This is a genomic window from Cupriavidus sp. OTU4054, from assembly GCF_038440175.1.
GTDB lineage: Bacteria > Pseudomonadota > Gammaproteobacteria > Burkholderiales > Burkholderiaceae > Cupriavidus > Cupriavidus pauculus_D.
Map to the genome: position 1 here is coordinate 1 of NZ_JASATF010000013.1, position 24,970 is coordinate 24,970.

24 protein-coding genes are annotated in these 24,970 nt (G+C 64.0%); 8 read left to right on the plus strand and 16 right to left on the minus strand.

Annotated features, from left to right (window positions below):
• The 7 genes from AAHB16_RS16385 to AAHB16_RS16415 form a co-directional block, all read right to left on the minus strand.
• Positions 1 to 372: hypothetical protein (locus tag AAHB16_RS16385; protein ID WP_342051479.1), on the minus strand; the 372-nt coding region annotated here is incomplete at its 3' end.
• Between the two features lie 349 nt (positions 373 to 721).
• A complete protein-coding gene (locus tag AAHB16_RS16390) occupies positions 722 to 934 on the minus strand; it encodes a hypothetical protein (protein ID WP_223851603.1) in 213 nt (70 codons plus the stop codon).
• A 5-nt stretch (positions 935 to 939) separates the two neighbouring features.
• The gene (locus tag AAHB16_RS16395) at positions 940 to 1,290 is read right to left on the minus strand and encodes a DUF6883 domain-containing protein (RefSeq protein ID WP_342051480.1); all 351 of its coding nucleotides are present in this window, start codon (positions 1,288 to 1,290) and stop codon (positions 940 to 942) included.
• Positions 1,262 to 1,639: a two-partner secretion domain-containing protein gene (locus tag AAHB16_RS16400; protein ID WP_446718103.1), complete on the minus strand. Its 378-nt coding sequence runs from the start codon at positions 1,637 to 1,639 to the stop codon at positions 1,262 to 1,264. Before AAHB16_RS16400 ends, AAHB16_RS16395 begins: the two co-directional genes overlap by 29 nt.
• A gap of 518 nt (positions 1,640 to 2,157) precedes the next feature.
• Positions 2,158 to 3,699, minus strand: a complete 1,542-nt coding sequence (locus AAHB16_RS16405) for a SpoVR family protein (protein WP_150376382.1) — start codon at positions 3,697 to 3,699, stop codon at positions 2,158 to 2,160.
• An 18-nt stretch (positions 3,700 to 3,717) separates the two neighbouring features.
• Positions 3,718 to 4,992, minus strand: a complete 1,275-nt coding sequence (locus AAHB16_RS16410; RefSeq protein ID WP_150376380.1) for a YeaH/YhbH family protein — start codon at positions 4,990 to 4,992, stop codon at positions 3,718 to 3,720.
• An 87-nt stretch (positions 4,993 to 5,079) separates the two neighbouring features.
• Positions 5,080 to 7,002, minus strand: a complete 1,923-nt coding sequence (locus AAHB16_RS16415) for a PrkA family serine protein kinase (RefSeq protein WP_150376378.1) — start codon at positions 7,000 to 7,002, stop codon at positions 5,080 to 5,082.
• Between the two features lie 715 nt (positions 7,003 to 7,717).
• Between AAHB16_RS16415 and AAHB16_RS16420 the strand changes: the two genes are divergently transcribed.
• The gene (locus AAHB16_RS16420; RefSeq protein WP_150376376.1) at positions 7,718 to 8,620 is read left to right on the plus strand and encodes a LysR family transcriptional regulator; all 903 of its coding nucleotides are present in this window, start codon (positions 7,718 to 7,720) and stop codon (positions 8,618 to 8,620) included.
• A 45-nt stretch (positions 8,621 to 8,665) separates the two neighbouring features.
• Here AAHB16_RS16420 and AAHB16_RS16425 read toward each other — a convergent pair whose 3' ends face one another.
• Positions 8,666 to 9,676: a tripartite tricarboxylate transporter substrate-binding protein gene (locus AAHB16_RS16425; RefSeq protein WP_342051481.1), complete on the minus strand. Its 1,011-nt coding sequence runs from the start codon at positions 9,674 to 9,676 to the stop codon at positions 8,666 to 8,668.
• A 225-nt stretch (positions 9,677 to 9,901) separates the two neighbouring features.
• Between AAHB16_RS16425 and AAHB16_RS16430 the strand changes: the two genes are divergently transcribed.
• Genes AAHB16_RS16430 through AAHB16_RS16440 form a run of 3 tightly spaced genes read left to right on the plus strand, consistent with a single transcriptional unit; the run spans position 9,902 to position 13,390 of the window.
• Positions 9,902 to 11,083: an acyl-CoA dehydrogenase family protein gene (locus AAHB16_RS16430; protein WP_150376372.1), complete on the plus strand. Its 1,182-nt coding sequence runs from the start codon at positions 9,902 to 9,904 to the stop codon at positions 11,081 to 11,083.
• Between the two features lie 36 nt (positions 11,084 to 11,119).
• Positions 11,120 to 12,505 carry an MmgE/PrpD family protein gene (locus AAHB16_RS16435; RefSeq protein WP_342051482.1) on the plus strand — a complete coding sequence of 462 codons (1,386 nt, stop codon included), beginning with the start codon at positions 11,120 to 11,122 and terminating at the stop codon, positions 12,503 to 12,505.
• A gap of 24 nt (positions 12,506 to 12,529) precedes the next feature.
• Positions 12,530 to 13,390 carry an FAS1-like dehydratase domain-containing protein gene (locus tag AAHB16_RS16440; protein WP_342051541.1) on the plus strand — a complete coding sequence of 287 codons (861 nt, stop codon included), beginning with the start codon at positions 12,530 to 12,532 and terminating at the stop codon, positions 13,388 to 13,390.
• 27 nt (positions 13,391 to 13,417) lie between these two features.
• On the opposite strand, the gene AAHB16_RS16445 is transcribed toward AAHB16_RS16440, so the two are convergent.
• The 3 genes from AAHB16_RS16445 to AAHB16_RS16455 form a co-directional block, all read right to left on the minus strand.
• The gene (locus AAHB16_RS16445) at positions 13,418 to 13,663 is read right to left on the minus strand and encodes a DUF1272 domain-containing protein (RefSeq protein ID WP_150376368.1); all 246 of its coding nucleotides are present in this window, start codon (positions 13,661 to 13,663) and stop codon (positions 13,418 to 13,420) included.
• Positions 13,664 to 13,691: 28 nt separating this feature from the next.
• Positions 13,692 to 15,233, minus strand: a complete 1,542-nt coding sequence (locus AAHB16_RS16450) for an acetolactate synthase large subunit (RefSeq protein ID WP_342051542.1) — start codon at positions 15,231 to 15,233, stop codon at positions 13,692 to 13,694.
• Between the two features lie 168 nt (positions 15,234 to 15,401).
• Positions 15,402 to 16,427: a VirK/YbjX family protein gene (locus tag AAHB16_RS16455; protein WP_223851602.1), complete on the minus strand. Its 1,026-nt coding sequence runs from the start codon at positions 16,425 to 16,427 to the stop codon at positions 15,402 to 15,404.
• A 249-nt stretch (positions 16,428 to 16,676) separates the two neighbouring features.
• Between AAHB16_RS16455 and AAHB16_RS16460 the strand changes: the two genes are divergently transcribed.
• Positions 16,677 to 16,991 carry a hypothetical protein gene (locus AAHB16_RS16460; RefSeq protein ID WP_150376366.1) on the plus strand — a complete coding sequence of 105 codons (315 nt, stop codon included), beginning with the start codon at positions 16,677 to 16,679 and terminating at the stop codon, positions 16,989 to 16,991.
• A 123-nt stretch (positions 16,992 to 17,114) separates the two neighbouring features.
• Positions 17,115 to 17,612, plus strand: coding sequence for an acyl-CoA thioesterase (locus AAHB16_RS16465; RefSeq protein ID WP_150376364.1), 498 nt, complete (start codon positions 17,115 to 17,117; stop codon positions 17,610 to 17,612).
• A 70-nt stretch (positions 17,613 to 17,682) separates the two neighbouring features.
• On the opposite strand, the gene AAHB16_RS16470 is transcribed toward AAHB16_RS16465, so the two are convergent.
• From AAHB16_RS16470 to AAHB16_RS16485, 4 genes are all read right to left on the minus strand, one after another.
• On the minus strand, positions 17,683 to 19,110 hold the full coding sequence (locus AAHB16_RS16470; RefSeq protein WP_150376362.1) for a sensor histidine kinase: 1,428 nt from the start codon (positions 19,108 to 19,110) through the stop codon (positions 17,683 to 17,685).
• Positions 19,111 to 19,416: 306 nt separating this feature from the next.
• Positions 19,417 to 19,620, minus strand: coding sequence for a CsbD family protein (locus AAHB16_RS16475; protein WP_150376360.1), 204 nt, complete (start codon positions 19,618 to 19,620; stop codon positions 19,417 to 19,419).
• Positions 19,621 to 19,674: 54 nt separating this feature from the next.
• A complete protein-coding gene (locus AAHB16_RS16480; RefSeq protein WP_150377492.1) occupies positions 19,675 to 20,244 on the minus strand; it encodes a hypothetical protein in 570 nt (189 codons plus the stop codon).
• Between the two features lie 159 nt (positions 20,245 to 20,403).
• Positions 20,404 to 21,189 (minus strand): substrate-binding domain-containing protein, encoded by a 786-nt coding sequence (locus AAHB16_RS16485; protein ID WP_150376358.1) that lies wholly within the window; start codon positions 21,187 to 21,189, stop codon positions 20,404 to 20,406.
• Positions 21,190 to 21,347: 158 nt separating this feature from the next.
• Here AAHB16_RS16485 and AAHB16_RS16490 point away from each other — a divergent pair, with 158 nt between their 5' ends.
• Together AAHB16_RS16490 and AAHB16_RS16495 are read left to right on the plus strand one after the other, a co-directional pair.
• Positions 21,348 to 21,869, plus strand: a complete 522-nt coding sequence (locus AAHB16_RS16490; RefSeq protein WP_150376356.1) for a sigma-70 family RNA polymerase sigma factor — start codon at positions 21,348 to 21,350, stop codon at positions 21,867 to 21,869.
• On the plus strand, positions 21,866 to 22,666 hold the full coding sequence (locus tag AAHB16_RS16495) for an anti-sigma factor family protein (protein ID WP_150376354.1): 801 nt from the start codon (positions 21,866 to 21,868) through the stop codon (positions 22,664 to 22,666). Before AAHB16_RS16490 ends, AAHB16_RS16495 begins: the two co-directional genes overlap by 4 nt.
• A gap of 20 nt (positions 22,667 to 22,686) precedes the next feature.
• On the opposite strand, the gene AAHB16_RS16500 is transcribed toward AAHB16_RS16495, so the two are convergent.
• Positions 22,687 to 24,903, minus strand: a complete 2,217-nt coding sequence (locus AAHB16_RS16500; RefSeq protein ID WP_150376352.1) for a DUF6351 family protein — start codon at positions 24,901 to 24,903, stop codon at positions 22,687 to 22,689.
• Positions 24,904 to 24,970 lie beyond the last annotated feature (67 nt).

The window sequence follows — 24,970 nt, forward strand, 5'->3', positions numbered from 1 at the left end:
ACCAGCGTCGGAAACGTAGACATATCGGTCTACCCTATAGAGCCAGCCCTTACCCGGCCCACCTGAACGTAGCGCCTCGTTGTATTCATCGACGGTTGTGACTCGATCTATGTAGATTGCTGCGACGCTCTCAAACTCCAAGACGGGTGTTGCGTCAAGATTAACGATGCAAGAAACTGTCCCATCTTCTAAGCACATGAGTTCCGTAACAGCATCGATAAAGTGCTTGCCGAAGATGCGATCTGATTCACAGAAAAGAAATCTGCGCCAAGCTCCAGAGAAGACGAACTCTGGGAGCAAGGCGTCGAAATTGATCGATTTCTTGACATTTTCGAATGCCGCCAATCGCGCGCAATTATCCATCTTCACCATTTCATCAACTCCCTCGCCTATTGCGGCTTAGGAGAAATCTTTGCCGATACACCGCCAGGGCCGAAGTATTTGGCTCCAGCTTGACCAGTCGCCCGTTTCATTGACGAGCAAGGCGCGTCCACACGAACGTGCGGCCGCTCAGCCTTCCGGAGGGGCGGCCGGGCGCTCGATCGTAGGCTGAGGGAAATGCCACCTCGATGGGCGGGCCAGGAAAGGGCCAGCCGAACATGCCGCTAGAGAGCCTTGCCAGCCTGGCGACGTTGGTCCGCCTTCGGAGTCGGCCTCGGCGTCCAGCTCGGCCAACAGGTCAGCCCGTGCCGTGCGATTGTCGGCACCGCCTAGCAACAAATCACTGAATGTCGAGGGCGTCTATCGTCGCAAGCGCATATCCACCGCTGCCCTCCAAAAATGCCTCCACTTCATAGGCAACCGGTGCGCCGGGATCGCCGAATACGACCACAACTGACACAACTGTTCCAATCGGTAATACGACAACGTTGTGTTCGCCGATCATCGTGGCCTCGACTGCCTTCGACAACGAAAACACATCATTCTCTTTCATCGCTCTCATTTTTTCGTCGAAATTCCCGTCACAAATCGAACAGTACCCGAATTGTCCTTCATGAACACAAACGTCGTATTAATCGTCTTTCCGTTTGCACCCGTGATTGGGATGACCTGCTCATAGGTTTGCCCGTACCGTGTAGTCTTCGTCGCTACGGCCGTAGCGGGGTCGAAACGCAACTGCGATGCAAGATCCTGCCAGTTGCTCCGGTCAAAACCAAGGGCTTGGCTAAACCAGTTAGCTTTGGTCTGATTCTGCGGATGTGCGGCGACAAGCAAATATCCGCTTAGTTTGCTTTCTAGGTTTGACGTATCGAAGCCAACGCTACTGCTTTTGTCCCCGCCCAAAGTCACGGCGGTTCGACTGCCGGTCGTGGTCGACGCTGATACCGTTGGGGTTGGCAATCACGACATTGGCGCGTGGCCCCAGCACGCTGAGCGGGCCCTCCAGCAGCGAAGGGTTCGTACCCGTGACCTGATTCAGGATCGTCCGCGCGCGTGCCGAGCTGTTGTCCAGATCGACGCCCGCTCGCGGGACATTGAACTCGCGATAGTTATTGGTGGAAACGCCACCCATGGCAGCCGCGACGCCCACGGTAATGTGGCCGCCCGCACCGGTCGTGACTGTCGTCGGCGTGCTGCCATCGGCAACGACACCCGCCGCGAAACAATGCGCGGCCATGACGCCAAGCAGACATGCCACCGCCGCCCCGCGCGTGCGGCGGCCGACCACTGGCGCGCGTGGCCGGACCCGTACAACCCGAACTCGATACAACGACCCACCCCTCTTATCTGATCTTCTTCTCTGATCTATTGCCGCGCACGATAGCAAACGAGAAATTCGTCGAAAAGCGTTAATCGAAACACGTTTGGCATTTGTCAAAACGCCGCAACTTTCGTCGGACAGTGATTTGAATATTTATTCGGGAATGTGCCGAGCCTGCGGTATTGACGGCGTAGGCAGCCGCATGGAGACTGCAGCAATGCTGTATTCGAGACGCAGCACCGCCCTCCGGCCAGTGCCCGATATTGGCGTGCTAAAGCTGTGGAAAATTGCGCCGTTAATCTTCGATAAGGGCGCATTCGCCCGCATCTCGACATTGCATCGGATGCTTCCTATCGATACGGCCGCGGCCCTACTGAAGTGGGATTGTCACGAACTCACGAACGATCGCCGGCCGATACCTTCCCTGGCGAGAAGGCACGGGCCGGGGTTCAATTTCAGGCAGCCTTCCTCTGCTGCCCATGCCGCCGTTCCGGCTTGCACTCGTATTTCATCTCGCTGCGGCCATCCTCGTAACCGACCTCCAGCCGGACCGTGAAGCCCCACAGCCGCGTCACGTGGCGGATCACCTCGTCGAAGTTTTGCGCGAGCGGGCGGCGTTCGTTCTGCATATGCCGCAGCGTCAGCGAGCGGTCGCCGCCGATGTCCACGCCCGTGACCTGGATGTTCGGCTCCATGTTCGACAAATCGTACTGGTTCGCCAGCAACTGGCGGATCGCGCGATAGCCTTCGTCGTCGTGGATGGCCGTGACGCGCAGCTTGCCTTCGCGGTCATCGTCCAGTACCGAGAACAGCTTGAGTTCGCGGATCACGCGTGGCGACAGGAACTGGAGGATGAAGCTCTCGTCCTTGAAGTTGCGCATCGCGAAGTCCAGCGTCTCGCGCCAGTTGCTGCCCGCGATTTCCGGCGCCCAGCGGCGGTCTTCCTCGTCGGGGTTCTCGCACATGCGGCGCAGGTCCTGGAAGATGAGGAAGCCCAGCGTGTACGGGTTCAGACCGCTGTAATACGGGCTGTGGTACGGGGGCTGGTAGATGACGTTGGTGTGCGCCTGCAGCAGCTCCAGCATGAACGCGTCGTTGACGAGTTTCTCTTCGTACAGCTGATGCAGGATCGTGTAGTGCCAGAACGTGGCCCAGCCCTCGTTCATGACCTTCGTCTGACGCTGCGGATAGAAGTACTGCGCGATCTTGCGCACGATGCGCACGATCTCGCGCTGCCACGGCTGAAGCTTCGGCGCGTTCTTCTCGATGAAGTACAGCAGGTTCTCCTGCGGCTCGGGCGGGAACGCGATCTCCGGTTCGAAGTTGTCCTCCTCCTCGAGCCGCAGATGCGGATGCCGATGCTTCGGCAGCGTGCGCCACAGGTCGTTGACCTGCATCTGCAGGTAGTTCTCGCGCTCGGCCTGCCGCGCGGCCTCTTCCGTGATCGACAGTTTCTTGGGCCGCTTGTAGCGGTCCACACCGTAGTTCTGCAGCGCGTGGCACGAGTCGAGCAGCACCTCGACCTCCTGCTCGCCATAACGTTGCTCGCATTCGGCCACGTAGTTCTTCGCGAACAGCAGGTAGTCGATGATCGCGTCCGCGTTGGTCCACGTGCGGAACAGGTAGTTGCCCTTGAAGAACGAGTTGTGCCCGTAGCAGGCATGCGCGATCGTCAGCGCCTGCATCGGCATCGTGTTCTCTTCCATCAGATACGCGATGCACGGGTTCGAGTTGATCACGATCTCGTACGCCAGCCCCATGTAGCCACGCTGGTAGCTGCGCTCGGACGCGAGGAAATGCTTGCCGTACGACCAGTGGTTGTAGCCGACGGGCAACCCCGACGACGCATACGCGTCGAGCATCTGCTCGGCCGTGATGATCTCGATCTGGTTCGGATACGTGTCGAGACCGAACTCGCCCGCGATTCGCGCGATCTCGCGGTCATAACGCTGAACCAGTTCGAAGGTCCATTCGGAACCCGTGGAGAGGTAGGCCATATGCTTCCCCGATAAAAGCTACCGCGCCGGCCAGGCCGCGCGCTTCTGGAAGAGATCGTGCAGCACCGGATAGATCTCGTCGGCGCCGATGATCCGTTGCATCGCGAAGTGCTCGAACTGGCCCTTCACGGTCATGTACTCCTCCCAGAGGTTCTGTGGTTCCTCCGATGCCACCTCCACGTACGCGTAGTACTGCACCAGCGGCAGGATCGACTCGCGCAGCAGGCGGCCGCACAGCTCCGAATCGCCGGCCCAGTTGTCGCCGTCCGATGCCTGCGCGCAGTAGATATTCCACTGCCCCGGCGGATAGCGATCGTGGATCACCTCGACCATCAGCTTGAGCGCGCTCGACACCACGGTGCCGCCCGACTCGCGCGAGTGGAAGAAGTCTTCCTCCTCGACTTCCTTCGCCACGGTATGGTGGCGAATGAACACGACGTCGATGCGTTCGTAGTTCCGCTTGAGGAAGAGATAAAGCAGCATGAAGAACCGCTTGGCGAGATCCTTGCGGCTCTCGTCCATGGAGCCGGAGACGTCCATGAGGCAGAACATCACCGCCTGCGCCTGCGGACGCTTCTTCAGCACGCGGTTGTTGTAGCGCAGGTCCAGCTTCTCGATGAACGGCACGCGATCGACCTGCGCGCGCAGATGCTTCATCTTCTCCTGCAGCGCCAGCGCGTACTCGGAGTACGGCTCGCCCTTCTCGAGTTCTTCCGAATACTCGAGCTCGAGATCGCGCAGGCGTTTCTGGTAGGGGCTCGACAGCGCGATACGGCGTCCCAGCGAACTGCGCATCGTGCGCAGGATCGACAGATTGGACGGCGTGCCATCGATGGAGTAGCCGGCGCGCACCTTGCGCACGTCGGTAATCTTGGCGAGGTGACGCTTGGCCAGGTCCGGCAGCGCCATGTCCTCGAAGAAGAAGTTCAGGAAGTCCTCGCGCGATAGCGTGAAGACGAAATCGTCCTCGCCCTCGCCGCTGTCGCTCGCGCGGGAGCCACCACCGCCGCTGCCCTGCTGCTGGCGATCGAAGCTATCGCCGCGGACGAACTTCTTGTTGCCGGGATGAATCCATTCCCGCCGACCGCCCTGACCGTGGTGGAAGATGGGCTCGGAAATATCCTTGACCGGGATCGAGACCTGGCCGCTCTGCTCGATGTCCATGATCTTGCGGCCGGACACCGCCTTCGCCACCGCTTGCCGAATCTGCTCCCGGTACCGCTTGATGAAGCGTTGCTGATTGACGGCGCTTTTGTTGCCGCCGTTTTCGCGTCTGTCGATGACCGTAGCCATAAGCCGCCTTTATGGAGACCGCCCGGAAAAGCATCTGGTGAGTTCAGAACTGCTTCGCTTCATTTCCAGACGGTCTCGTGAAGTGTATTACGACGATTTCCTGACTCGCAGATACCACTCGACCAGCAAACGCACCTGCTTCGGCGTATATCCTTTCTCCACCATGCGGTTGACGAAGTTCTCGTGCTTGTCCTGGTCCTCGCGCGACGACTTGGCATTGAACGAGATCACGGGCAGCAGATCCTCCGTGGTGGAGAACATCCGCTTCTCGATCACCATCCTCAGCTTCTCGTAGCTGGTCCACACCGGATTCTTGCCGCCGTTGTTCGCCCGCGCGCGCAGCACGAAGTTCACGATCTCGTTGCGGAAGTCCTTGGGATTCGAAATCCCCGCGGGCTTCTCCACCTTCTCGAGCTCGTCGTTCAGCGCATTGCGGTCAAGGATTTCGCCGGTATTCGGATCGCGGTACTCCTGGTCCTGGATCCACAGATCGGCAAACACCACGTAGCGGTCGAAGATGTTCTGGCCATACTCGGAATAGGACTCCAGATAAGCGGTCTGGATTTCCTTGCCGATGAACTCCACGAACGGCGTGGTCAGGTACTCCTTGATATACGACAGCAGCTTGGCTTCCTGTTCCGGCGGGAACTGCTCGCGTTCGATCTGTTGCTCGAGCACGTAGAGCAGGTGCACCGGATTGGCCGCCACCTCGGTATTGTCGAAGTTGAAGACCTTGGACAGTACCTTGAACGCGAAGCGCGTCGACAAGCCGTTCATGCCTTCGTCGATGCCAGCGTAGTCGCGATACTCCTGATACGACTTCGCTTTCGGATCCACGTCTTTCAGGCTCTCGCCGTCGTACACGCGCATCTTGGAGAAGACGTTCGAGTTCTCGGGCTCCTTGATACGCGTGAGCACCGCGAACTGCGCCATCATCTTCAGCGTGTTCGGCGCGTTGGGCGCCGCGGACAGCGAGCTGCTACGCAAGAGCTTGTCGTAGATCTTCACCTCGTCGGACACGCGCAGGCAGTACGGCACCTTCACGATATAGATCCGGTCGAGGAATGCCTCGTTGTTCTTGTCGGCCTTGAAGCTCTGCCATTCGGCTTCGTTCGAGTGCGCGAGGATGACGCCATCGAACGGAATCGCGCCGAAGCCTTCCGTACCCTTGTAGTTGCCTTCCTGCGTGGCAGTCAGCAGCGGGTGCAGGACCTTGATGGGCGCCTTGAACATTTCGACGAACTCGAGAAGGCCACGGTTGGCCAGGCAAAGTCCGCCGGAATAGGAATAGGCATCCGGATCGTCCTGCGGGAAGTCCTCCAGCTTGCGAATGTCAACCTTGCCGACCAGCGAGGAGATATCCTGGTTGTTTTCATCGCCAGGCTCCGTTTTCGCGATCGCGATCTGCGCCAGCACAGAGGGACGCAGCTTCACCACGCGGAACTTCGTGATGTCGCCGTTGAACTCGTGCAGACGCTTGACGGCCCACGGCGAGGGAATGGTATTCAGGTAGCGCACCGGAATGCCATAGTCCTCCTCCAGAATCTTGCCGTCTTCGTCGGGCGAGAACAGCCCGAGCGGCGATTCATGGATGGGCGAGCCCTTGAGCGCGTAGATGGGAACCTCCTCCATCAGCGCCTTGAGCTTCTCGGCCAGCGACGATTTGCCGCCTCCGGGAGGGCCCAACAGATAGAGGATCTGCTTGCGTTCTTCGAGGCCCTGCGCCGCGTGCTTGAAGAAGGAGACGATCTGTTCGATCGTGTCCTCCATTCCGTAGAAGTCGCGGAACGCCGGATAAACCCGGATGACCTTGTTGAAGAACAGTCGCGACAACCGCGGGTCGTGGTGTGTGTCCACGAGTTCGGGTTGTCCTATTGCGGCGAGCATGCGTTCCGCCGCAGTGGCATAGGCAGAGGTGTCCTTCTTGCAGATCTCCAGGTACTCCTGGATCGTGTATTCCTCTTCCTTGCGTGCTTCGAACCGCGTGGCGTAGTGGCCAAAAATGTCCATACCTCACTCCCGTCAGAGTCCCACCAGAGTCCACCTCCGAGGCGAAGAAGATGTTCTACTCCCCCAGCAGACTTCGCGGCAACGCTGACTCCATCACCCCGGCTTGACGGACTTGCCATGTTGCGAAGTCTTTACTTCATCATAGTCAAATAACGGCAGAGGTGAGATCGGAGTTGACGCCTGCAACGTGATGAAATGCATAACGACATCACGCTGCGCGCTTCGCTCATGAGCATCGATGAAAACTGACACTCGCGATCCTGACTCGCACGCGACGGGCCATTGACCATGCTTGTGACACACCTTACACCTTTCCAGCACAAGATGCATATCCGGGAAGGCTAACGGTTTGTAACGCCTGCGCGAAAAACGTTCCCCGCCTACATCGCTGTCAGCCAATTCCCTACAAGCATGAACGCCATAAGGTTGAGTGCGCTCATGCCAATGCAATGCGAATGGTGGAGTCTCGCGCGCTACCATCCCGCTTTGCGAAAACGCACGACGTGCGCATGCACGGTGCGTCGATGCATTAACCCATGATCGTCATGTGGAATCACGCACCGGTAGGGTGCGCGCGCAACGTCAGGCAGAATCCTGTCTGCGCTACAGCAGGTTGCATGCCAAATGGGCCCGCAGTGGATCAATGCGTGGCGACGCTGCAACGCAACATCGCCGCATAGCCAAATAGCGACTTCGGTCATAACGATATCCGCCCATGCACTACGACCTTACCGACCTGCGGCTGTTCCTGAACGTGGGCGAGACCGAGAACCTCACGCGCGCGGCCGAGCGCAGCTTTCTCTCGCTGCCCGCTGCCAGCACGCGTATCAAACAGCTGGAGGAGAGTTTCCAGACCCAGCTGCTGATCCGGCAGGTCAAGGGCGTGCGGCTGACGCCGGCCGGCGACGAACTGCTGCGCCATGCGCGCGAGGTGTTCCGGCAGCTCGAGTGCCTGCACTCGGACCTGCGCCCGTATGCCAAGGGCGTGAAGGGCCGCGTGCGCCTGCTGGCCAATACCACGGCGACCAACTCGTTCCTTGCCACCGCCCTCTCGCGCTTTCTTTCGGAGAACGCCGATGTCGATATCGAACTGGAGGAGCACCTGTCGGCGGAGATCGTGTCGGCGGTGAGCGCGGGAGCGGCGGACCTCGGCATCGTGGCGGGCGAGGTGGCCACGGCCGACCTCGACGTCATGCAGCTGTGCAGCGACGAACTGATCGTCATCGCGCCGGTCAACCACCCGCTGCGGGACTTCAAGCGGCTGCATTTCGCCGATCTGCTCGATACGTGCCGGTTCGTGGGTCTCAACCAGTTCTCGGCGATCCAGAGCTTTCTGGACCGCATTGCGAGCGGTATGGGCAAGCGCATCAGCCTGCGCATCCAGGTGGGCAGCTTCGACGCGGTGTGCCGTATGGTCGAAGCCGGGGCGGGCATCGCGATCGTGCCGAACAGTTGTGCCCGGCGTTACGCGAGCCGCAAGGTGCTGCGTTTCATCCCGCTGGAGGACGAATGGGCGCGGCGTGAACTGCGCCTGTGCCGCCGTCCGGGCCGCGAACTGCCGCAGTTCGCGGAGACCCTCGTGAAATATCTGGCGGAGGCGGCGCGCGAACCGGTCTGATCCCGGTCCGCGCCGCGCTCGGCCTGCGGTGCCCGCGGTCGGCCGTCAGTCCGCTTTCACGCCTGCTGCCTTGATGATCGGCGACCATTTGTCGATCTCGGAGGCCAGCCATGTCCGCAGTCCCTCGGGGGTCTGCTTGTCCTCGGGCACGATCACCGCGCCGAGCTCCTGCATGCGCGTGACCACCGCAGGGTCCTTCAGCGCGGTCTTGAGCGCGCCGTCGAGCTTGTCGATGACCGCCGGCGGCGTGCCCTTGGGCGCATAGATGCCGTGCCACACCTTGACCTCGAAGTCCTTGAGGCCACCCTCGCGCAGCGTCGGCGTATTGGGGAGCGCCGCGATGCGCTGGGCCGTGGTCACGCCATACAGCTTGACCTTCTCCGCCTTGATGTGCGGCAGCGTCTGCGTGGTCTGGTCGCACAGGACGTCCACCTGCCCGCCCAGCAGCGCGGTCAGCGCCGGCGCGGTACCCTGATAGGGAATGGTCTGCAGCTCCACCCCGATCGCCTTCTGGAACAGCATGCCGCACAGCTGCGACACCGCGCCCAGGCCCGCATTGGCGAGGTTCACCTTGCTCTGGTTCTTCTGGATATAGCTGACGAGCTCGGGCAGCGTGTTGGCGGGGAGGTCGTGCCGGCCCAGCAGCGTCATCGGCACGTCGGCCACCTGGCCGACGAACGAGAAGTCCGTCAGCGGCTTGTACGGCAGCTTCGAATAGAGCGCCGGCGCCGTGGCCATGCCGTTATGGTGGATCAGGATCGTGTAGCCGTCGGGCGCGGCCTTGGCCACATAGGCCGCCGACACCGTGCCGCCCGCCCCGAGCCGGTTCTCGACGACCACGCTCTGGCCCAGCGACCTGGACATGGCGGCGGCGACGGACCGCGCCACCACGTCGGTGGGACCGCCCGCCGCGAACGGCACGACCATCGTGATCGGGCGCGACGGGAAGGGGTCTGCCGCATGGCCGGTCGCGGGCAAGGCGGCCGCCGCGGCGACGGCCAGGGCGCAAGTCATGGCGGTGAAGGGGGGCATGGCAGGGATGCGCGAAGCGGTCATGAAGTCTCCTACGGTTGTTATGACATATCGAGCGAGCGTGAAAGGAATCGCCGGCTCACGCAATTCCGATTTGCCGAAGGCTGCGCACGTCGGCGCGGAAACCTAGGGTTGTCCCCAGCGCCCCCCCCTAAATTCATCCCTAAGCCGTGCTTTCGCAAATCCGAATTTTCGCGAGACGGGGGCTCGGGAATAATCCGAACGACCCAACGCCAACACAGGCCCCCAATGCAAGCGAATCCGGAACAAACCCAGGACCACGACCAGATCTACCCCGAAATCCGGGAAGCCGTCCGCGACCTCTGCCAGGGGTTCGACTCCGCCTACTGGCAGCGCGTGGAGGAACAAAGTGCGTTTCCCGAGGAATTCGTGCAGGCGCTGACCCAGGCGGGCTGGCTGTCCGCGCTGATCCCGGAGGCCTATGGCGGCTCCGGCCTGCCCCTGACCGCGGCATCGGTGATCATGGAAGAGATCAACCGCAGCGGCGGCAATTCGGGCGCGTGCCACGGCCAGATGTACGTGATGGGCTGCCTGCTGCGCCATGGTTCGGAGGAACAGAAGGCACGCTGGCTGCCCGGCATCGCTTCGGGCGAGCTGCGCATGCAGTCGATGGCCGTGACCGAGCCGACCACCGGCACCGATACCACCAAGCTCAAGACCACCGCGGTGCGCAAGGGCGACCGCTACGTTGTCAACGGGCAGAAGGTATGGATCTCGCGGGTCCAGCACTCGGACCTGATGCTGCTGCTCGCCCGCACGACGCCGCTCGATCAGGTCAAGCGCAAGTCCGAAGGACTCTCGGTGTTCGTCGTCGATCTGCGCGATGCCATCGGCAATGGCCTGACGGTCCGGCCGATCCGCAATATGGTCAACCACGAGACGAACGAGCTGTTCTTCGATAATCTGGAGATTCCGGCCGAGAACCTGATCGGCGAGGAAGGCCGCGGCCTCAAGTACATCCTCGACGGCCTGAACGCCGAGCGCATCCTGATCGCGGCCGAGTGCATCGGCGACGGCTACTGGTTCGTCGATCGCGCCAGCGGCTACGCCCGCGAGCGCATCGTGTTCGACCGGCCCATCGGCCAGAACCAGGGCGTGCAGTTCCCGATCGCGCGTTCGTTCGTGAACGTCGAGGCGGCCAGCCTGATGCGCTATCGTGCCGCGCAGCTATTCGATGCGGGCAAACCCTGCGGCAAGGAAGCCAATATGGCCAAGCTGCTCGCGGCCGATGCCTCGTGGGAGGCTGCCAATGTCTGCCTCCAGACGCATGGCGGGTTCGGTTTTGCCGCCGAGTACGACATCGAGCGCAAGTTCCGCGAGACGCGCCTGTATCAGGTGGCGCCGATCTCCACCAATCTGATCCTGTCGTACGTGGCCGAACACGTGCTGGAACTGCCGCGATCGTTCTGAGATTGATCGTTCTGAGATTCCGAGGAGACACCCGCCATGACCCTGTCCTCCAGCGAGGCCACCTACCCCACGCGCCAGCTCTGCGAATTCCTGGCGAACCTGAAGCTCTCCGACGTGCCGGCTCCCGTAGTCGAGCGCACCAAGGACCTGTATCTCGACTGGATCGCCTCGGCCATCGCGGGCAAGGATGCGCCCGCGATCCGCCGCCTGCAGGAGTTCGCGGGCGCGATGGGACCCGGCACCGGCGACGCCGAGGTCCTCGTTGACCGACGCCGGACCTCGCCCTACTTCGCGGCGCTGATCAACGGCGCGTCGTCGCACGTGGTCGAGCAGGACGACGTGCACAACGGCTCCGTGCTGCATCCTGCCGCCGTGGTGTTTCCGGCCGTGCTCGCCGCCGCGCAAGCCGAAGGGCGCAGCGGCAGGGACGTGCTGCTCGCCTCGATCGCGGGCTACGAGGCCGGCATCCGTATCGGCGAATTCATGGGCCGCTCCCACTATCGCGTGTTCCATACCACCGGCACCGTCGGCACGCTCGCCGCGGCGGCCGCCGTGGCCAAGCTGTTCGGCCTCGATGCCGAGGGTATCAACCAGGCGCTCGGCACCGCCGGCACGCAGGCCGCGGGCTTATGGGAGTTCCTGCGCGACGCCGCCGACTCCAAGCAGTTACATACGGCGAAGGCCGCGGCCGACGGCCTGCAATCCGCATGGCTCGCGCGCGCGGGCTTCACGGGCGCCAGACGCATTCTCGAAGGCGCGCAGGGCATGGCGGCCGGCATGTCGAGCGACGCCAACCCGGCGGCGCTGACCGATGGCCTCGGCACGCGCTGGGCCACGGCGGAAACCTCGTTCAAGTACTTCGCCTCGTGCCGCCATACCCATCCGGCCGCCGACGCGCTGGCCGCGCTCGTGCGCCGCGACGGCATTGCCGCGGAGCAGATCGCAAAGGTCACCGCGCACGTGCATCAGGGCGCGATCGACGTACTGGGCCCCGTCGTCAATCCCACCACGATCCATCAGGCCAAGTTCTCGATGGGGACGGTGCTCGGGCTTGTGGCCGTGCATGCGCACGCGGGCCTCGGCGAGTTCGAGACCCAGGCCCTGCAGGACGCACGCGTGGCGGCATTCCGCGACAAGGTGGAGATGGTGCTCGACGAGGAGATCAATGCCGCATATCCGCGCCAGTGGATCGGCCGCGTGACCGTGCACACCACCGATGGCCGCACGCTCGAGGCGCGCGTGGATGTACCCAAGGGCGACCCCGACAACACGCTGTCGCGCCCCGAGCTCGAGGCCAAGGCCATTCAGCTCGGCGCGTTCCGTCACGGTGCCAGCGAGGCCGAGATGCGCGCGATCATTGCGCGGACATGGCGCCTCGACGCCGAGGCCGATGTCCGCAACTGGCTGCCTGCCGCCCGCTGATATCGACTACCAGACACGATGACCATGACTGAAGAGAAAACGCTGGCCCACCTCCGCGAATGGATCGGCCGCAGCGAATCGCGCACCGAGACCCTTGCCCCCGAACCGGTGCTGTCGCTGGCCGCCACGTTCAACCTAGATGGCGACGCGCTGGTCGCGGGGCCGCTGCCGCCGCTGTGGCACTGGCTCTATTTCCTGCCGCGCGCGCCGCAGGAGACGCTGGGCCCCGATGGCCATACCCGCCTCGGCGGCTTTCTGCCGCCCGTGCCGCTGCCGCGCCGCATGTGGGCGGGCAGCGAGATCGCGTTCCACGCGCCGCTGCGCGTCGGCGATACGGTCACGCGCACGTCAACGATCCGCGATGTCACGCACAAGAGCGGCCGATCGGGCGAGCTGTATTTCGTGACGGTCGATCATGCGCTGACCGTCAACGGCAAGACGGCGATCGACGAGCGCCACGATATCGTCTACCGCGCGGCAGCCGAACCGGGCCTGCCGATGCCGCCGCGTCCGCGCCTGGAGCACCGCGCGCAATGGCAGCGCACGCTGCAGGCCGACCCGGTGCTGCTGTTCCGCTATTCGGCGCTGACGTTCAACGGCCACCGCATTCACTACGATCTGGAGTACGTGCGCGATGTGGAGGGCTACCCGGGACTGATCGTGCATGGCCCGTTGCAGGCCACGCTCATGCTGGAATTGCTGCGGCAGGAACAGCCCGGCGCACGCGTGAAGACGTTCGGCTTCCGCGGGCTGGCGCCGTTGTTCCATATCGATACCGTCACCGTGGGTGGGGCACCCGATCCGGCTACACCGGGCCGCGTGCTGCTGTGGACCGGCGACGATGCCGGCGGCCAGGCCATGCAGGGCTGGGCGACGCTCGGCTGACGCAAATCGCGGGGTGGGGGCAGGCGCTCAGGCGCCCCCGCACCCCGCCGGCTTGAACACCCGCTCCGTCGAGGGCGGAAACTTCGCGAGCTTTGCGGCGGGGCGCCTTGGCCGCGCCACGAGCTCGCCGCCGCAGTTCGGGCACACGCCATGCAGCTTGTCCGTCGCACAGTCCACGCAAAACGTGCATTCGAACGTGCAGATGCGCGCATCGGCGCTGTCGGGCGGCAAATCCCTGTCACAGCATTCACAGCCGGGCCGGAGTTGGAGCATGATCGCCTCCTTCGCGCTCAGATGACCGTCAGATAACCAGCTCGATCAGGAACGGGCCCTTGCGCTGGTTCGCCATCCGGAACAGATCGTTGAACGTATCCATGTCCGTCGCGCGCGCGCCTTCCACGCCCATGCCGTTCGCCAGCTTGACCCAGTCGAGATCCGGATTGCCGATATCGAGCATATCGAGCGCGGTCTTGCCCGCGTTGGCGCCCACACCCGCGAGTTCGCCCAGCAGGATCGCGTACTTGCGGTTGGCCAGCAGCACGATCGTGACGTCGAGCTTCTCCCGCGCCATGGTCCAGAGCGACTGCAGCGTGTACATGCCCGAGCCGTCGGCCTGCAACGAGACCACGCGGCGGCCCGGCGCGGCGATGGCGGCACCGGTCGCGAGCGGCAACCCCTCGCCGATCGCACCGCCCGTCAGTTGCAGCCAGTCGTGCGGCGCGGCGTGCACGGTGCCCGGATAGAACGCGCGGCCGAAGCTCACGCTCTCCTCGATCACCACGGCCTGCTCGGGCAGCAGCGCGGTCAGCGACTGCGCCACGGCTTCCGAGGTGATCGCACCCGATGCCGGCGAGTGCGTCAGCGAGGCGGTCGGCGGCAGCTCGGCATTGCGCGCGCCGAGTGCTTCGGCCAGCCGCGCCAGGGCGTCGCCGAGATCCTGTTCCGGACGTGCAAGCACGTGGATGGTCGCGTCTTCCGGATAGGGACGCGGCGACTTGCCCGGATACGCGAAGAACGTCACGGGCGGCGGCGCGCCCACGAGCACCACATGGCGGATACCGGCAAGCTTGGTGCGGGCCACGTCGCCCGAGTACGGAATGCGGTCGATCGCCAGACGTCCGCGGCCACGCGTCACACGCGCGTTGGACATCGGCGTGATGAGCCGCGCGTCGGTGGCGGCAGCGATGCGATGCGCATGGGTCAGCGCGCCCTCGAGCAGCGCGCTGCCGGCCAGCACGATCAGCGTCGGCTCGCCGCTGCGCAGCACGCGCGCGGCATGCTCGATGGCATCGGGCGAGACCTGCGGAACGGGCAGCGGGGGCAGCGGCGCGGCCACCTGGCCGCCTTCGTCCCAGCACACATCGGACGGCAGGATCAGGCTGGCGACCCCACCGGGCGCGCCCATGGCTGCCTGCACGGCAATCGCGGCATCGGCGCCCACGGAGGCAGCCGTGGTCGCGGTGCGGGTCCAGACGGAAACGGGGCGTGCCCAGCCTTCGGTATCGGCCGTGAGCGGTGCGTCGAACGGACGATGGTAGGTGGCCTGGTCGCCGATGATATTGACGATCGGCGTCTGCGCGCGGCGCGCATTGTGCAGATTGGCGAGGCCGTTGGCGAGGCCGGGCCCGCAGTGGAGCAGCGTGGCGGCGGGCTTGCCGGCCATGCGCGCATAGCCGTCGGCGGCGCCGGTGACCACGCCCTCGAACAGGCCCAGCACGCAGTGCATGCCAGGAATGCGGTCGAGCGCCGCGACGAAATGCATTTCGCTCGTGCCGGGGTTGGCAAAGCAGGTATCCACACCGCACGCGAGCAACGTCTTGACGAGGCTCTCGGCCCCGTTCATCGTTGTGCGGCCACTGGTCACGCCTTCGTTCTCACTCACGGTCTTCGTCTCCATTGCGGTGATCCGTCACGGTCGAGGGGGGAGACGCATAGTGTAGCGGCATCGATGCGGGCCCGGCGCACCCGTGGGGCGCGCCGCCAGCGCATTGCGTGCGAATGCCGGACGAAGTCAGGCGGCGCGAAGCCCGGTGTCCGCGGTATCCGATTCCTCACGCAGCGCGCAGGCCACGCTGGCGCGAATGCCCTCGGCCATGGCCTGCTTGCGCCGCCAGGCAGAACGCTTCTTCGAGGGGATGTCCGCGATATCGCGCACGGGCTGCAGCACGGGAATCGCCATATTGCCGTCCGGCAGGTCGACCGCGTGCGATTCCCGCCAGAACGTTTCGTAGTCCGCCTGAATCTCGCGCGGCGTATTGCGCTGGCGTCCAACGTGGTTCGCGCGCGAAACGGCGACGATGCGGCGCGCGCCGATATGGCCCGCCAGCGCGAGCAGCGCTTCCATGACGGCGTCCTTCGGGCGCACGCCCTCGCAGGCCTTCGTGGAAGCGCGAATGTACTCGCGGCTCGCCTCGCCCTTCGGGCCCTGGAGCCCGCCGATAAACACGGCGGGACCGTCGTAGCCATGCGTCAGGTAGAAGCTCAGTTGCGCCAGACAGGTGTCGGTCGCGCTATCGACCCAGTAGAACGCGAGTTCGCCTTCCTTCGGGTTCGGGCCGGAGTCACCGAGGCGCAGCGTGTAGCGGCCGGTCTCACCTTCCCCGTCGTCACCAAACTTCCACGTGAGACCGCCGTCGAGGTAGATACGCTCGCAGACGGGGAGCGGCAGCGTGGCATGCATGACGCCGTAGTGATCGGCCACGAGGCTGGCGCGCTCGTGGAACGTCATGCCGAGTTCGCCGAGCGGCCGATACGGACGCTCGAGCAGGCCGGGCCGCTTCGCGATCACACGTTGCAACAGCGTGCACGACCCGACGGACCGCAGCCACGGCCGCACCGCGCCTTCCCGCAATGCCGACAACGCCACCATGCGCATGCGACGCGTCCAGCAGCGGCGCGTCCCGGCGGGATAGCACGCCGCCGACAGCATCGCCATGGCGCTCAGATATTTGAGATAACGCAGCGGCCCGGTTCCCCACGGTCCCCTGCCCTCCCGGACTCGCACGAGTCCCTGCCACATCGGAACGAATTCCTGCACGACTCACTGCTCCCCTGTCTTGCCCTGCCTACTTTCGCCTGTCTCACTGCTGGCTCGTAATGATCGGTAACGGATTGAAATATTCCTGCGTTGACAGGGGAGACGAGGAAAGTCAGCGCCTATTAGCGCACTTTTCAGGGGATAAGGGCAGCATGCGGCAACCCACACTACGAAACATATTGAAACGTGCGCCGGGCTGCGCGGCTGATAAGCTTGGAATGTGTCCGATCCGACTTCCGGGAGTCCACGATGCGCCGCACGATGCGCCAATCAGCCGCTCACCTCGTCCTGGCCGGTTGCTGCCTGATGACGCTCGCGGGACATGCGCTGGCAGACGCCCGCACGCGCGCCACCGCGGAGTGCAGGAAGGCGGTCAAGCAGCAGGGTCACGAGAACGCCAGATTCGACACCATCAACGCGATGGAAGGCCGGACCAGCATGGCCGTGGTCGGTGAAATCACCGACGGCGACAAGCGCTACGCGTTCCAATGCAACTTCGACAAGGCGCTGAAGGTCACCGACCTGCCGATGCGCGAGCTGCCCGCGCCCCAGCCGCAGAAGTAATCTCCCCTCCACGGCGGGCCCCCGCCGTTCCTCCCGTCAAGCCAGAATGCGTCATGCCCCGCACGTCTCCCGGGGCACGCGCCGGCTGCCGCGTTGCAGTCAGAACCCTTCAGGAGCTTTTCCATGTTGATGCGTGACGTGATTCCCCAAGTGCTGAACCGCGGTACCGCCCTGCTCGATCAGGACGCGCTGGAAACCACCCCGCAGAAGACCTTCCACCATGCCATCGATATCTATCTCAAGGACTCCAATGCCTTCATGAACACCTATTTCGCCCGGTACTTCGAATGGCAGGGCATCTGCCGCGAGCGCTGGTTCCATGAATGCATCCACGGTAACCTGCTTGCCGCCGGTGGCGTGTTCGTGACGAAGCGTGCCCATCAGGAATACGTCGAGGAAACGTTCCCGTTCCAACGCGTCGATTGCTACCTCAACACGTTCCAGGTGCGGCAATGCTCGGCGTACCTGCTGTTCCGCTTCAGCGTCGAAGGCCGCCCCGTGTCGCTGGGCTATCAGCAGATCGTCTTTGCAGACCGGGAAAAGCGTATCTCGCGCTTTCCGCGCGAGATCATCGAACGGGTCAAGGAATACGAGCTCGTGCTGCCGCCGTTCGCGAACTGAGCCCTCCTCCCATCTTGTCGGAAGTGTGTAGTTGAGAGGGTATAGCTAAAAGTGCGTGCCGCCGGAGCGGTCAGCCGGCGGTGCGCGTGCGCAGCCGTTCGTCGGGACGATCGCCGAGCGGATGGAAGCGCGGCAGGCGCAGCGTGAAGGTGGTATGCACCCCGGGGCGCGACGCGCATTCGATACGGCCGCCAAAGGCTTCCATCACACGCCGGCAGAACGCGAGGCCCAGACCGTTGCCACGGCCATGCGCCTTCGTCGAGAAGAACGGCTCGAAGATCCGCGGCAGCACGTCCGCGGGAATGCCGGGGCCGGAGTCGCTGAAGCGCAGCAGGTAGAAGTTGCCCTCGATGCCGCCTTCGATGCGGATCTCGCCGCTGCCATGCGCGCGAATTGCGTAGAGGCCGTTCTTGAGCAGGTTGAACAGCACATACACCAGCAGCGTATCGGAGCCGACGAATCGCCAGTCCGGCTCGAAGCCATGCACGCGCACACGCTCGCGCTCCTCGGGCTGGAACGGATAGCGTTCCATCGCCGCCTCCACGCATGCGGCCACACCGTACGGCGCGAACGTGCTGCGGTCCAGCCGCTCGAGCGTCACGGAAGCCAGCGCCATGTCGATGACGGTGCTCGTCCCATCGACCTCGCGCGTAATGCCGCCGATGAGCTGGCTCATGCGCTCGATCTGTCCGGGCCGCATGCGGTCCTCCATCAGCCCGTGCTCGACGGCCAGGCGATACCCCTGCAGCAGCCGCGGCCATGCCAGCGCGATTTCCTGCACCTGCATGCGGATGGTCGCGAGCGGCGTGCGGACTTCATGCGCGACGGTGGCCGCGAGCGAGTACGGGTGCATCAGGTCGTAACGCACGACGCTGAGCGCGAGAATGCCGAGACTCATCGCGATAAAGATCGCGCCCGGCGGATAGAACGCGAGGCCGTAGTTGACGCCGTAGTCGACGGCGGCGACCGAGTACAACCCCAGCGCGAGCAGGCACAGGTTGAAGCGCCGGCGGCGTTCGGCCGTCGCATTGGTGCGCGCCTTGACCAGCAGCCACGCGCAGCGCGCCGCCAGCACGACCGTCTGCAGCACGTGCAGCGGATGCAGCGGCCCGGCTTTCGGATACTCGCCGAAGAACAGCGTGTAGTAGCCCGACACCACCTGATGCGTGGTCAGCAGCAGCACCGACAGGATCAGGCTCATGCCGTACGACACGAGCAGCGCGGGACGTTCCCTGCGGCACTCGGTCGCTTCGCAGATGAAGTGGTAGAACGTCGTGGGCAGGAACAGGATGAACAGATAGCCCACGCGCGCGAGCAGCAACGCGACGTCTGGATGTTCGGACTGGAACAGGAATGCCCACGTGCCCTGCCACGCGAACGTCGTCGCGCAGAGCAGGAAGAACGACGTCGATACGCGCGTGACGCCCTGGGTCACCAGCACATAGAGGCCGTAACCGAGGAAGATCGACGAGACGAAGGCGGGCAGGATCGCGTACATGCAATGCCGCGCCTTGGAGAATTTCGCGCGGCGCCGAAGCAGGTTGAGACGCCATTGGGAGCCGCAATGTTAAGTCGCGATCGATGGGGTCCGTACTAAATTCGGCGATATTCAGTCCTAATTAATGCTTAATTCGTCACGCACGGCAGGTATAGCGCGGCGTTTACGCCACAAAACACGCACCACGCACAGACGGCCCGGGGGATCGTCCCCACTTGAGTCGGGGTTCGGGAAACGACAACGGGGCCGAAGCCCCGTTGTGTGCGATGCACCGTCCGCGCATCGACTTTGGCGATCGATCGCTGCTTACCAGCGAGCGTCGCGTTCCCACGCCTTCATCTCTTCCTCGGCGCGCTCCTTGGTGTAGCCATAGCGCTCCTGGATGCGGCCCGCGAGCTGGTCGCGCTTGCCGTTGATGACGGTCATGTCATCGTCGGTCAGCTTGCCCCACTTCTCCTTGATCTTGCCCTTGGCCTGTTCCCACTTGCCTTCCATTTGGTCCCAGTTCATGTCGGACTCCTTGCGGGTTGGTGTGTCGATTGGTGTCGGAGGTCGCTCGCCGGATTAGCGTGCGTACTTGGCCTTCACGTTAGCCTGGCACTTGTCCTTGGCGTCGCCGGTCATGGCGTCACACTTTTCCTTGTCGGCCTTGTAGGCGGCGTCCGTGGTGTCCTTGCGGGCGTCCGCACGCGCCTCGGCGACATCGGTGCTGGTACCCGTGGCCGCAGCCTTGGTCACCTTCGCAGCGCCCAGGGCCTGCTCATGGGCAGCCTTGGCCTGCTTCACGCACACGTCCTTGTCGTTACCCGACTTGTCGTCGCACATTTCCTTCGACACGTCGTAGTCGCGATCGGCCTTGGTCTTCATGGCCTTGGCATGCGCCTTGTCCGTGCCGTCGCGGCGGGCTTCGGCATTGGCCTTCGCCACATCGCGGTCACGCTTGGCTTCTGCCTTGCAGACGTCCTTGGCGTTGTCCTTCATCGCGTCGCACTTCGTGTTCGCGGTCTTGTAGTCGGCGTCGGCCGTCTTCACGGCGGCGTCGTAGTCGGCTTTGGAACCGGCTTGCGCATACGCAAAGCCAGCGGGGGCGGCAACCATCATCGAACAGACTGCGGCGCAGAACAGTTTCTTCATCGTCATGTCGTGCTCCTTCTCTTAAGTGGATTTTTTCTCCGGGCCCGGCGTCTTGCGCCGTGGCCACACCGTAGTTGAAGGTTACGTTCCTGCACCGGGATGAAGCAGCGGCCCCCTTCCGAAATGTACGTAAGACAATTCCCACACTTATTTTCGACGCTATTTTTCGACGCTATCGAGGCCCGAATCCTTGACGACCGTCTGTGCGGCCGGCGCCGAGAGAAACTCGAGCAGTGCGCGCGCTTCCGCCGGATGTGGCGCATTCACGGGAATGCCCGCCGCGAAGCGTGTGACCGATTGCACGGACTCCGGAATGCGCCCCGCGAACGACACGCCCGGCACGGGCAGCAGTTCGCTCACCTGCTGGAAGCCGAGCTCGTACTGGCCATCGGCTACGACCGTCGCGACCGGAATCTTCTCGATCTTGCTGGCCTTGCCGCGCATCTGCGCGGTAATGCCCAGACGCGCGAACAGTTCCTTCTCCACATACACGCCGCTCGCGCTGTCCGAGTAAGCCACCGACTTCGCACGCAGCAGCGTCTCGCGCAAGGCATTCTCGGTGCGGATGTCGGGAACGGTCTGGCCCTGGCGCACGACCATGCCGATACGCGAGTCCGCGAGCTCCACACGCGATGCCGGATCGACCACGCCCTTGCGGATCAGATCGTCCAGCGCATAGCCGACCATGATCACCACGTCGGCCTGCTCGCCGCGCGCGAGGCGATTCGGAATGGCCTCCCGCGACTGTCCCATCGACGGTCCGAGTTCGGTCTCGATGGGGTTGCCGCTTTGCGCGCTGTATTGCGGACCGAGGATCTTGTAGGCGGCCGTGAATCCGCCCGACGTCATCACGCGCAGCGTGGCGGCATCGACCTGCGCGGTGGGCAGGAACGCGGGGACGAACGTCGCGGCGAGCAGCCATGCGGCCGCACGGAACTTGTACATAATGTCTCCTTCTTCTGAGGGTCTCGCCCGGACTCGGGCAAGGCACTTTAAGCCTCGCGCCGCACGTGCGTCCATTTTTTTCGCGGACGCGTGGAATAATCCCCGATGCCGTTCGTCTTCCCTGCAGTTGAACCCGAAAGCCCACTGGGCTGACCGACATGAGCAAGGACTTTACCGATGACGAACTGCGCGAGGTGATTCCGCGGCTGCGCCGTTTTGCGCTGTCGCTGACGCGCCAGGAGTCCAGCGCCGACGACCTCGTGCAGAGTTGCCTCGAGCGCGCGCTGTCGCGTCGCGAGACGCGGCGCGACGAGGGCGATCTGCGCGCGTGGCTGTTCTCGATTCTCTATCGCGTGTTCCTCGACGGCCAGCGGCGCGCCAAGCGTTATGCGGGCCTGCTGTCGCTGTTCGGCGTGGGCCAGGACGAGGACATGGCGCCCTCGACCGAAGACGTGGTGCTCGCGCGCTCGGCGCTCGACGGCTTTCACCGGTTGCCCGTCGATGCGCGCGCGTTGCTGCTGCTCGTCTCCGTCGAAGGACTCAGTTATCAGGAGGCCGCGGATACGCTCGGCGTGCCCATCGGCACGGTGATGTCGCGTATCTCGCGCGCGCGCAAGGCGCTCCGCGATCTGACCGAAGGCCAGGTCGTTGCCCAACCTTCCCTGCAGGTGATGAAATGAATGCCCTGATGCCCACCGAACCCGAACTGCACGCCTACGTGGATGGCGAGCTCGACGAGACGCGGCGCGGCCAGATCGAAGCCCTGCTGCCGACGCACCCCGAGATCGCGCGCGAGATCGAGCAGATCCGCCTGGCCTCGCAACGATTGCGCGCGAGCCTGGAGCCGCCGCCGGCCGATACGCCCGCGCGGCTCGATCCGTTCCGCATTCGCCGCACGCTGCGCGATCGCACGCGCCAGCGCATGTCGATTGCCGCTTCCGTCATGATGGCGCTCGTCGTGGGCGGCTTTGGCGGCTGGCAGTCGCGCGAGTACGCGATGCGCCAGACGTATCTGCCGATGGCCGATGCCGTGCAGGCGTATCGCATGTTCGCGTCGAACGATATACAGCCCGTGTCCGCGAACGCGGTGGCCAACGCCGGCGACGACGGCATGATGGTCGATATCAAGGCCAGCGATCCGCGCGAGTTGCAGGCCTGGCTCAACCATCATTTCGTGCAGCCGGAAACGCTGCCCGACTTCAGCGCATATGGCTTCAAACCCGTGAGCGGGCGGCTGATGTCCGCGCAGCAGGGCACGGCCGCGATGGTGCTCTACCGCAATGCGCAGGGGCAGTCGATCGTGTTCTATGTGCGGCCGCCCGGCGACGTGCTGCACTTCGACAACGGCAATCGCAAGGATGGCAACCTGCTTGCGCAGTACTGGCGTCAGGGGCGCTACTTCTACGCGGTGGTCAGCCCCACCGACACGCCGGCCACACGGCCCGTACAGCAGGCCGTGGAGCCGACGCGGAGCTGAGCCGGCGCTGAGCCGGCGCGTCAGGTCTTGGTGATATCGAATACCACGTTGACCGGCGACGGGCCGAACGAGCCGTTCGGCACCACGCCGGTCTGGTTGATACCGGGCTTGCTCCAGTCGCATACGCCGTTCGGGAAGATCTGCTGGAGCCGCGTCATCTCGGCCCCCGAGAACATCACCGTGTAGTCGGTGGCGGCTATCGGCTTGAGCGTGCACTTGATGATATTGGCCGCAACAGGGCCGCCGGCCACGATGCGCGGCGCCGTCCACGACGGGAACAGGCCGTTGCAGGTGGTGTTGGCGATGGGGCTCAGCGTCTGCGTCTCCGTGACGAACGTGTTCGCGTCGCTCCAGCATCCATCCACGGCCGCCGCCGGCTTGTACGCCACCACCTTGTCCTTCTGCGCCGTGCCGGTCTTGTCGGCCTTGTACGCGGCCACCCATTGAATGAAGGTGTTCCACGCGTTGGCCGATGGCACCGGATTGCCGCGCCACATCACGTGATTGCGGCTATCGCCATTGGCCTGCACCATGCGCTCGCGCACGGCGAAGTGGAACCACTGGTAGTGATAGCCGGAGTCGTCGTTGTAGATACCCGTGACGTCGAACACCGGAATGCTGGCAAGGCCGCCATTGGTGCCGAGCTGCAAGCCGCTCTGCTGCGCGCGCAGGATCGCGCCCGCGTCGCCCACCGTACGTGCGGGAACGTAGTTCGCATCCTGGTCGTAGCCGCCGATCCGTTCGTTGAGATCAAGGAACTGCGTGGTCGTGATCGATCCCGCATTGAGCGCCGCGAGCCCGTATTGCACGCCGACGTTGTCGAACGGCCGCAGTGCGAAACCCGTTGCGGGATTCACGCCGTAGATGTTCTTCGACGCGTCGTAGACCGTACCGCGAATACCCGTTGGATTGGAGACCGGGTCATACCGCTGTGCGGTGGGCACGATCGCGTTGAACGGCGCCGACACATACCCGGCATAGTCCACGCGATTCGGCACGGGGTCCGTGCGGCCTGCCTGGTTCGCGGCATCCTCGAATGCCTTGCGGCTCTTGTATCCCGTGACCGCGGCGATCTGCGCGTCCGTGAACGCGGTTGGATTGACCGTGATGTAGTGCGTGATCAGATGGCCGTCCGACCCCGAGAACGCGATGCCGAGCGGATCGGGGAACGTGCAGAGCAGCATCACGCCATCGAACAGGCCGGGGATGCGGTCGGCCGGCTGCGCGCTACCGTAGGACCCGCCCGAGCATCCGGCGCTGACCGTGAAGTCGGGCACGCCGAACGTCTTGATCGCGGCTTCCTTCGACATCATCGCGGCCTCGCTTGCCAGCACGGCATTGCAGTTGTTCGACGCATGCTGGAGCGTGTTGGCGAACATCGCATAGCCTTCCGCGAGCCGCTGCACGTTGAGCAGGCTGAAGTCGAAGCCCGCGCTCTGCAGGTTGCCCTGCGCGCCGCCCTGAACGTACCATCCGCCGGGGCAACCGAACCCTTCGATGGCGATCATGCGCCGGTTCCAGGCCTTGGGCGGTTTCAGCGGCGTGGGCGCGCTCTCGGTCGTCGGATCGTGCAGCACCGCGTTCTGGTAGATGCCGCGATCGACGGTGCCCGTTTCCACGCGCACGATGAACGGCACCTGCTGCCCCGCGAGCGTGGTGACGGTGGCAACGTCGGCCGGACGCGCGGCGGTGCTCGTCATCGGCTTGAGCGTACCGTCCGTCGTCGACTGGTACATGTAGGTGACGCGTGTGGCCGCCGAGCAGTTGGCGTCGAGCGCGGCGCCGAGCGTCGAGCCGTCGGGCAACAGGAACGTGGATGTCTGGCAGATGAACGGTGTCTGCCACGGTCCGGAGATCACGGGGCCCGTGATCGGATAGTTGGTCATCGTGATCGTCGACGACGCCTTGCCGACGCGCGCGACCACGCTGTTGAGCCCATTGGTCAGTCCGGTTACCACGGCCTGGCGATGCGAACCGTTGGCCGGACTCGGCTGGAACTGGCTGGTGACGTCGTTGCCGTTGAGCGTGATCTGCAGCGGACGTTTGTCGGTGACGGTGGTCGGTACCGCGACGTCGATCAATGCGGTGCCGCCTGTCACGTAGTCGGGTTGCGACGAAAGCAACTGGACCGTGGGCGCCACGCCCGGATCGTCATCGTCGCTTCCGCCGCAGGATGCAAGGCCGATGGCCAGCATGCCGGCGAGCGCGGCGCTGCACCATTTTCTGGACGCGTTCATGAGTGTCTCCAATCTCGTTGTGGAACGAATCGCGGGGCAGGTCGCTCAGCCAGCTTAGATCGCGGAG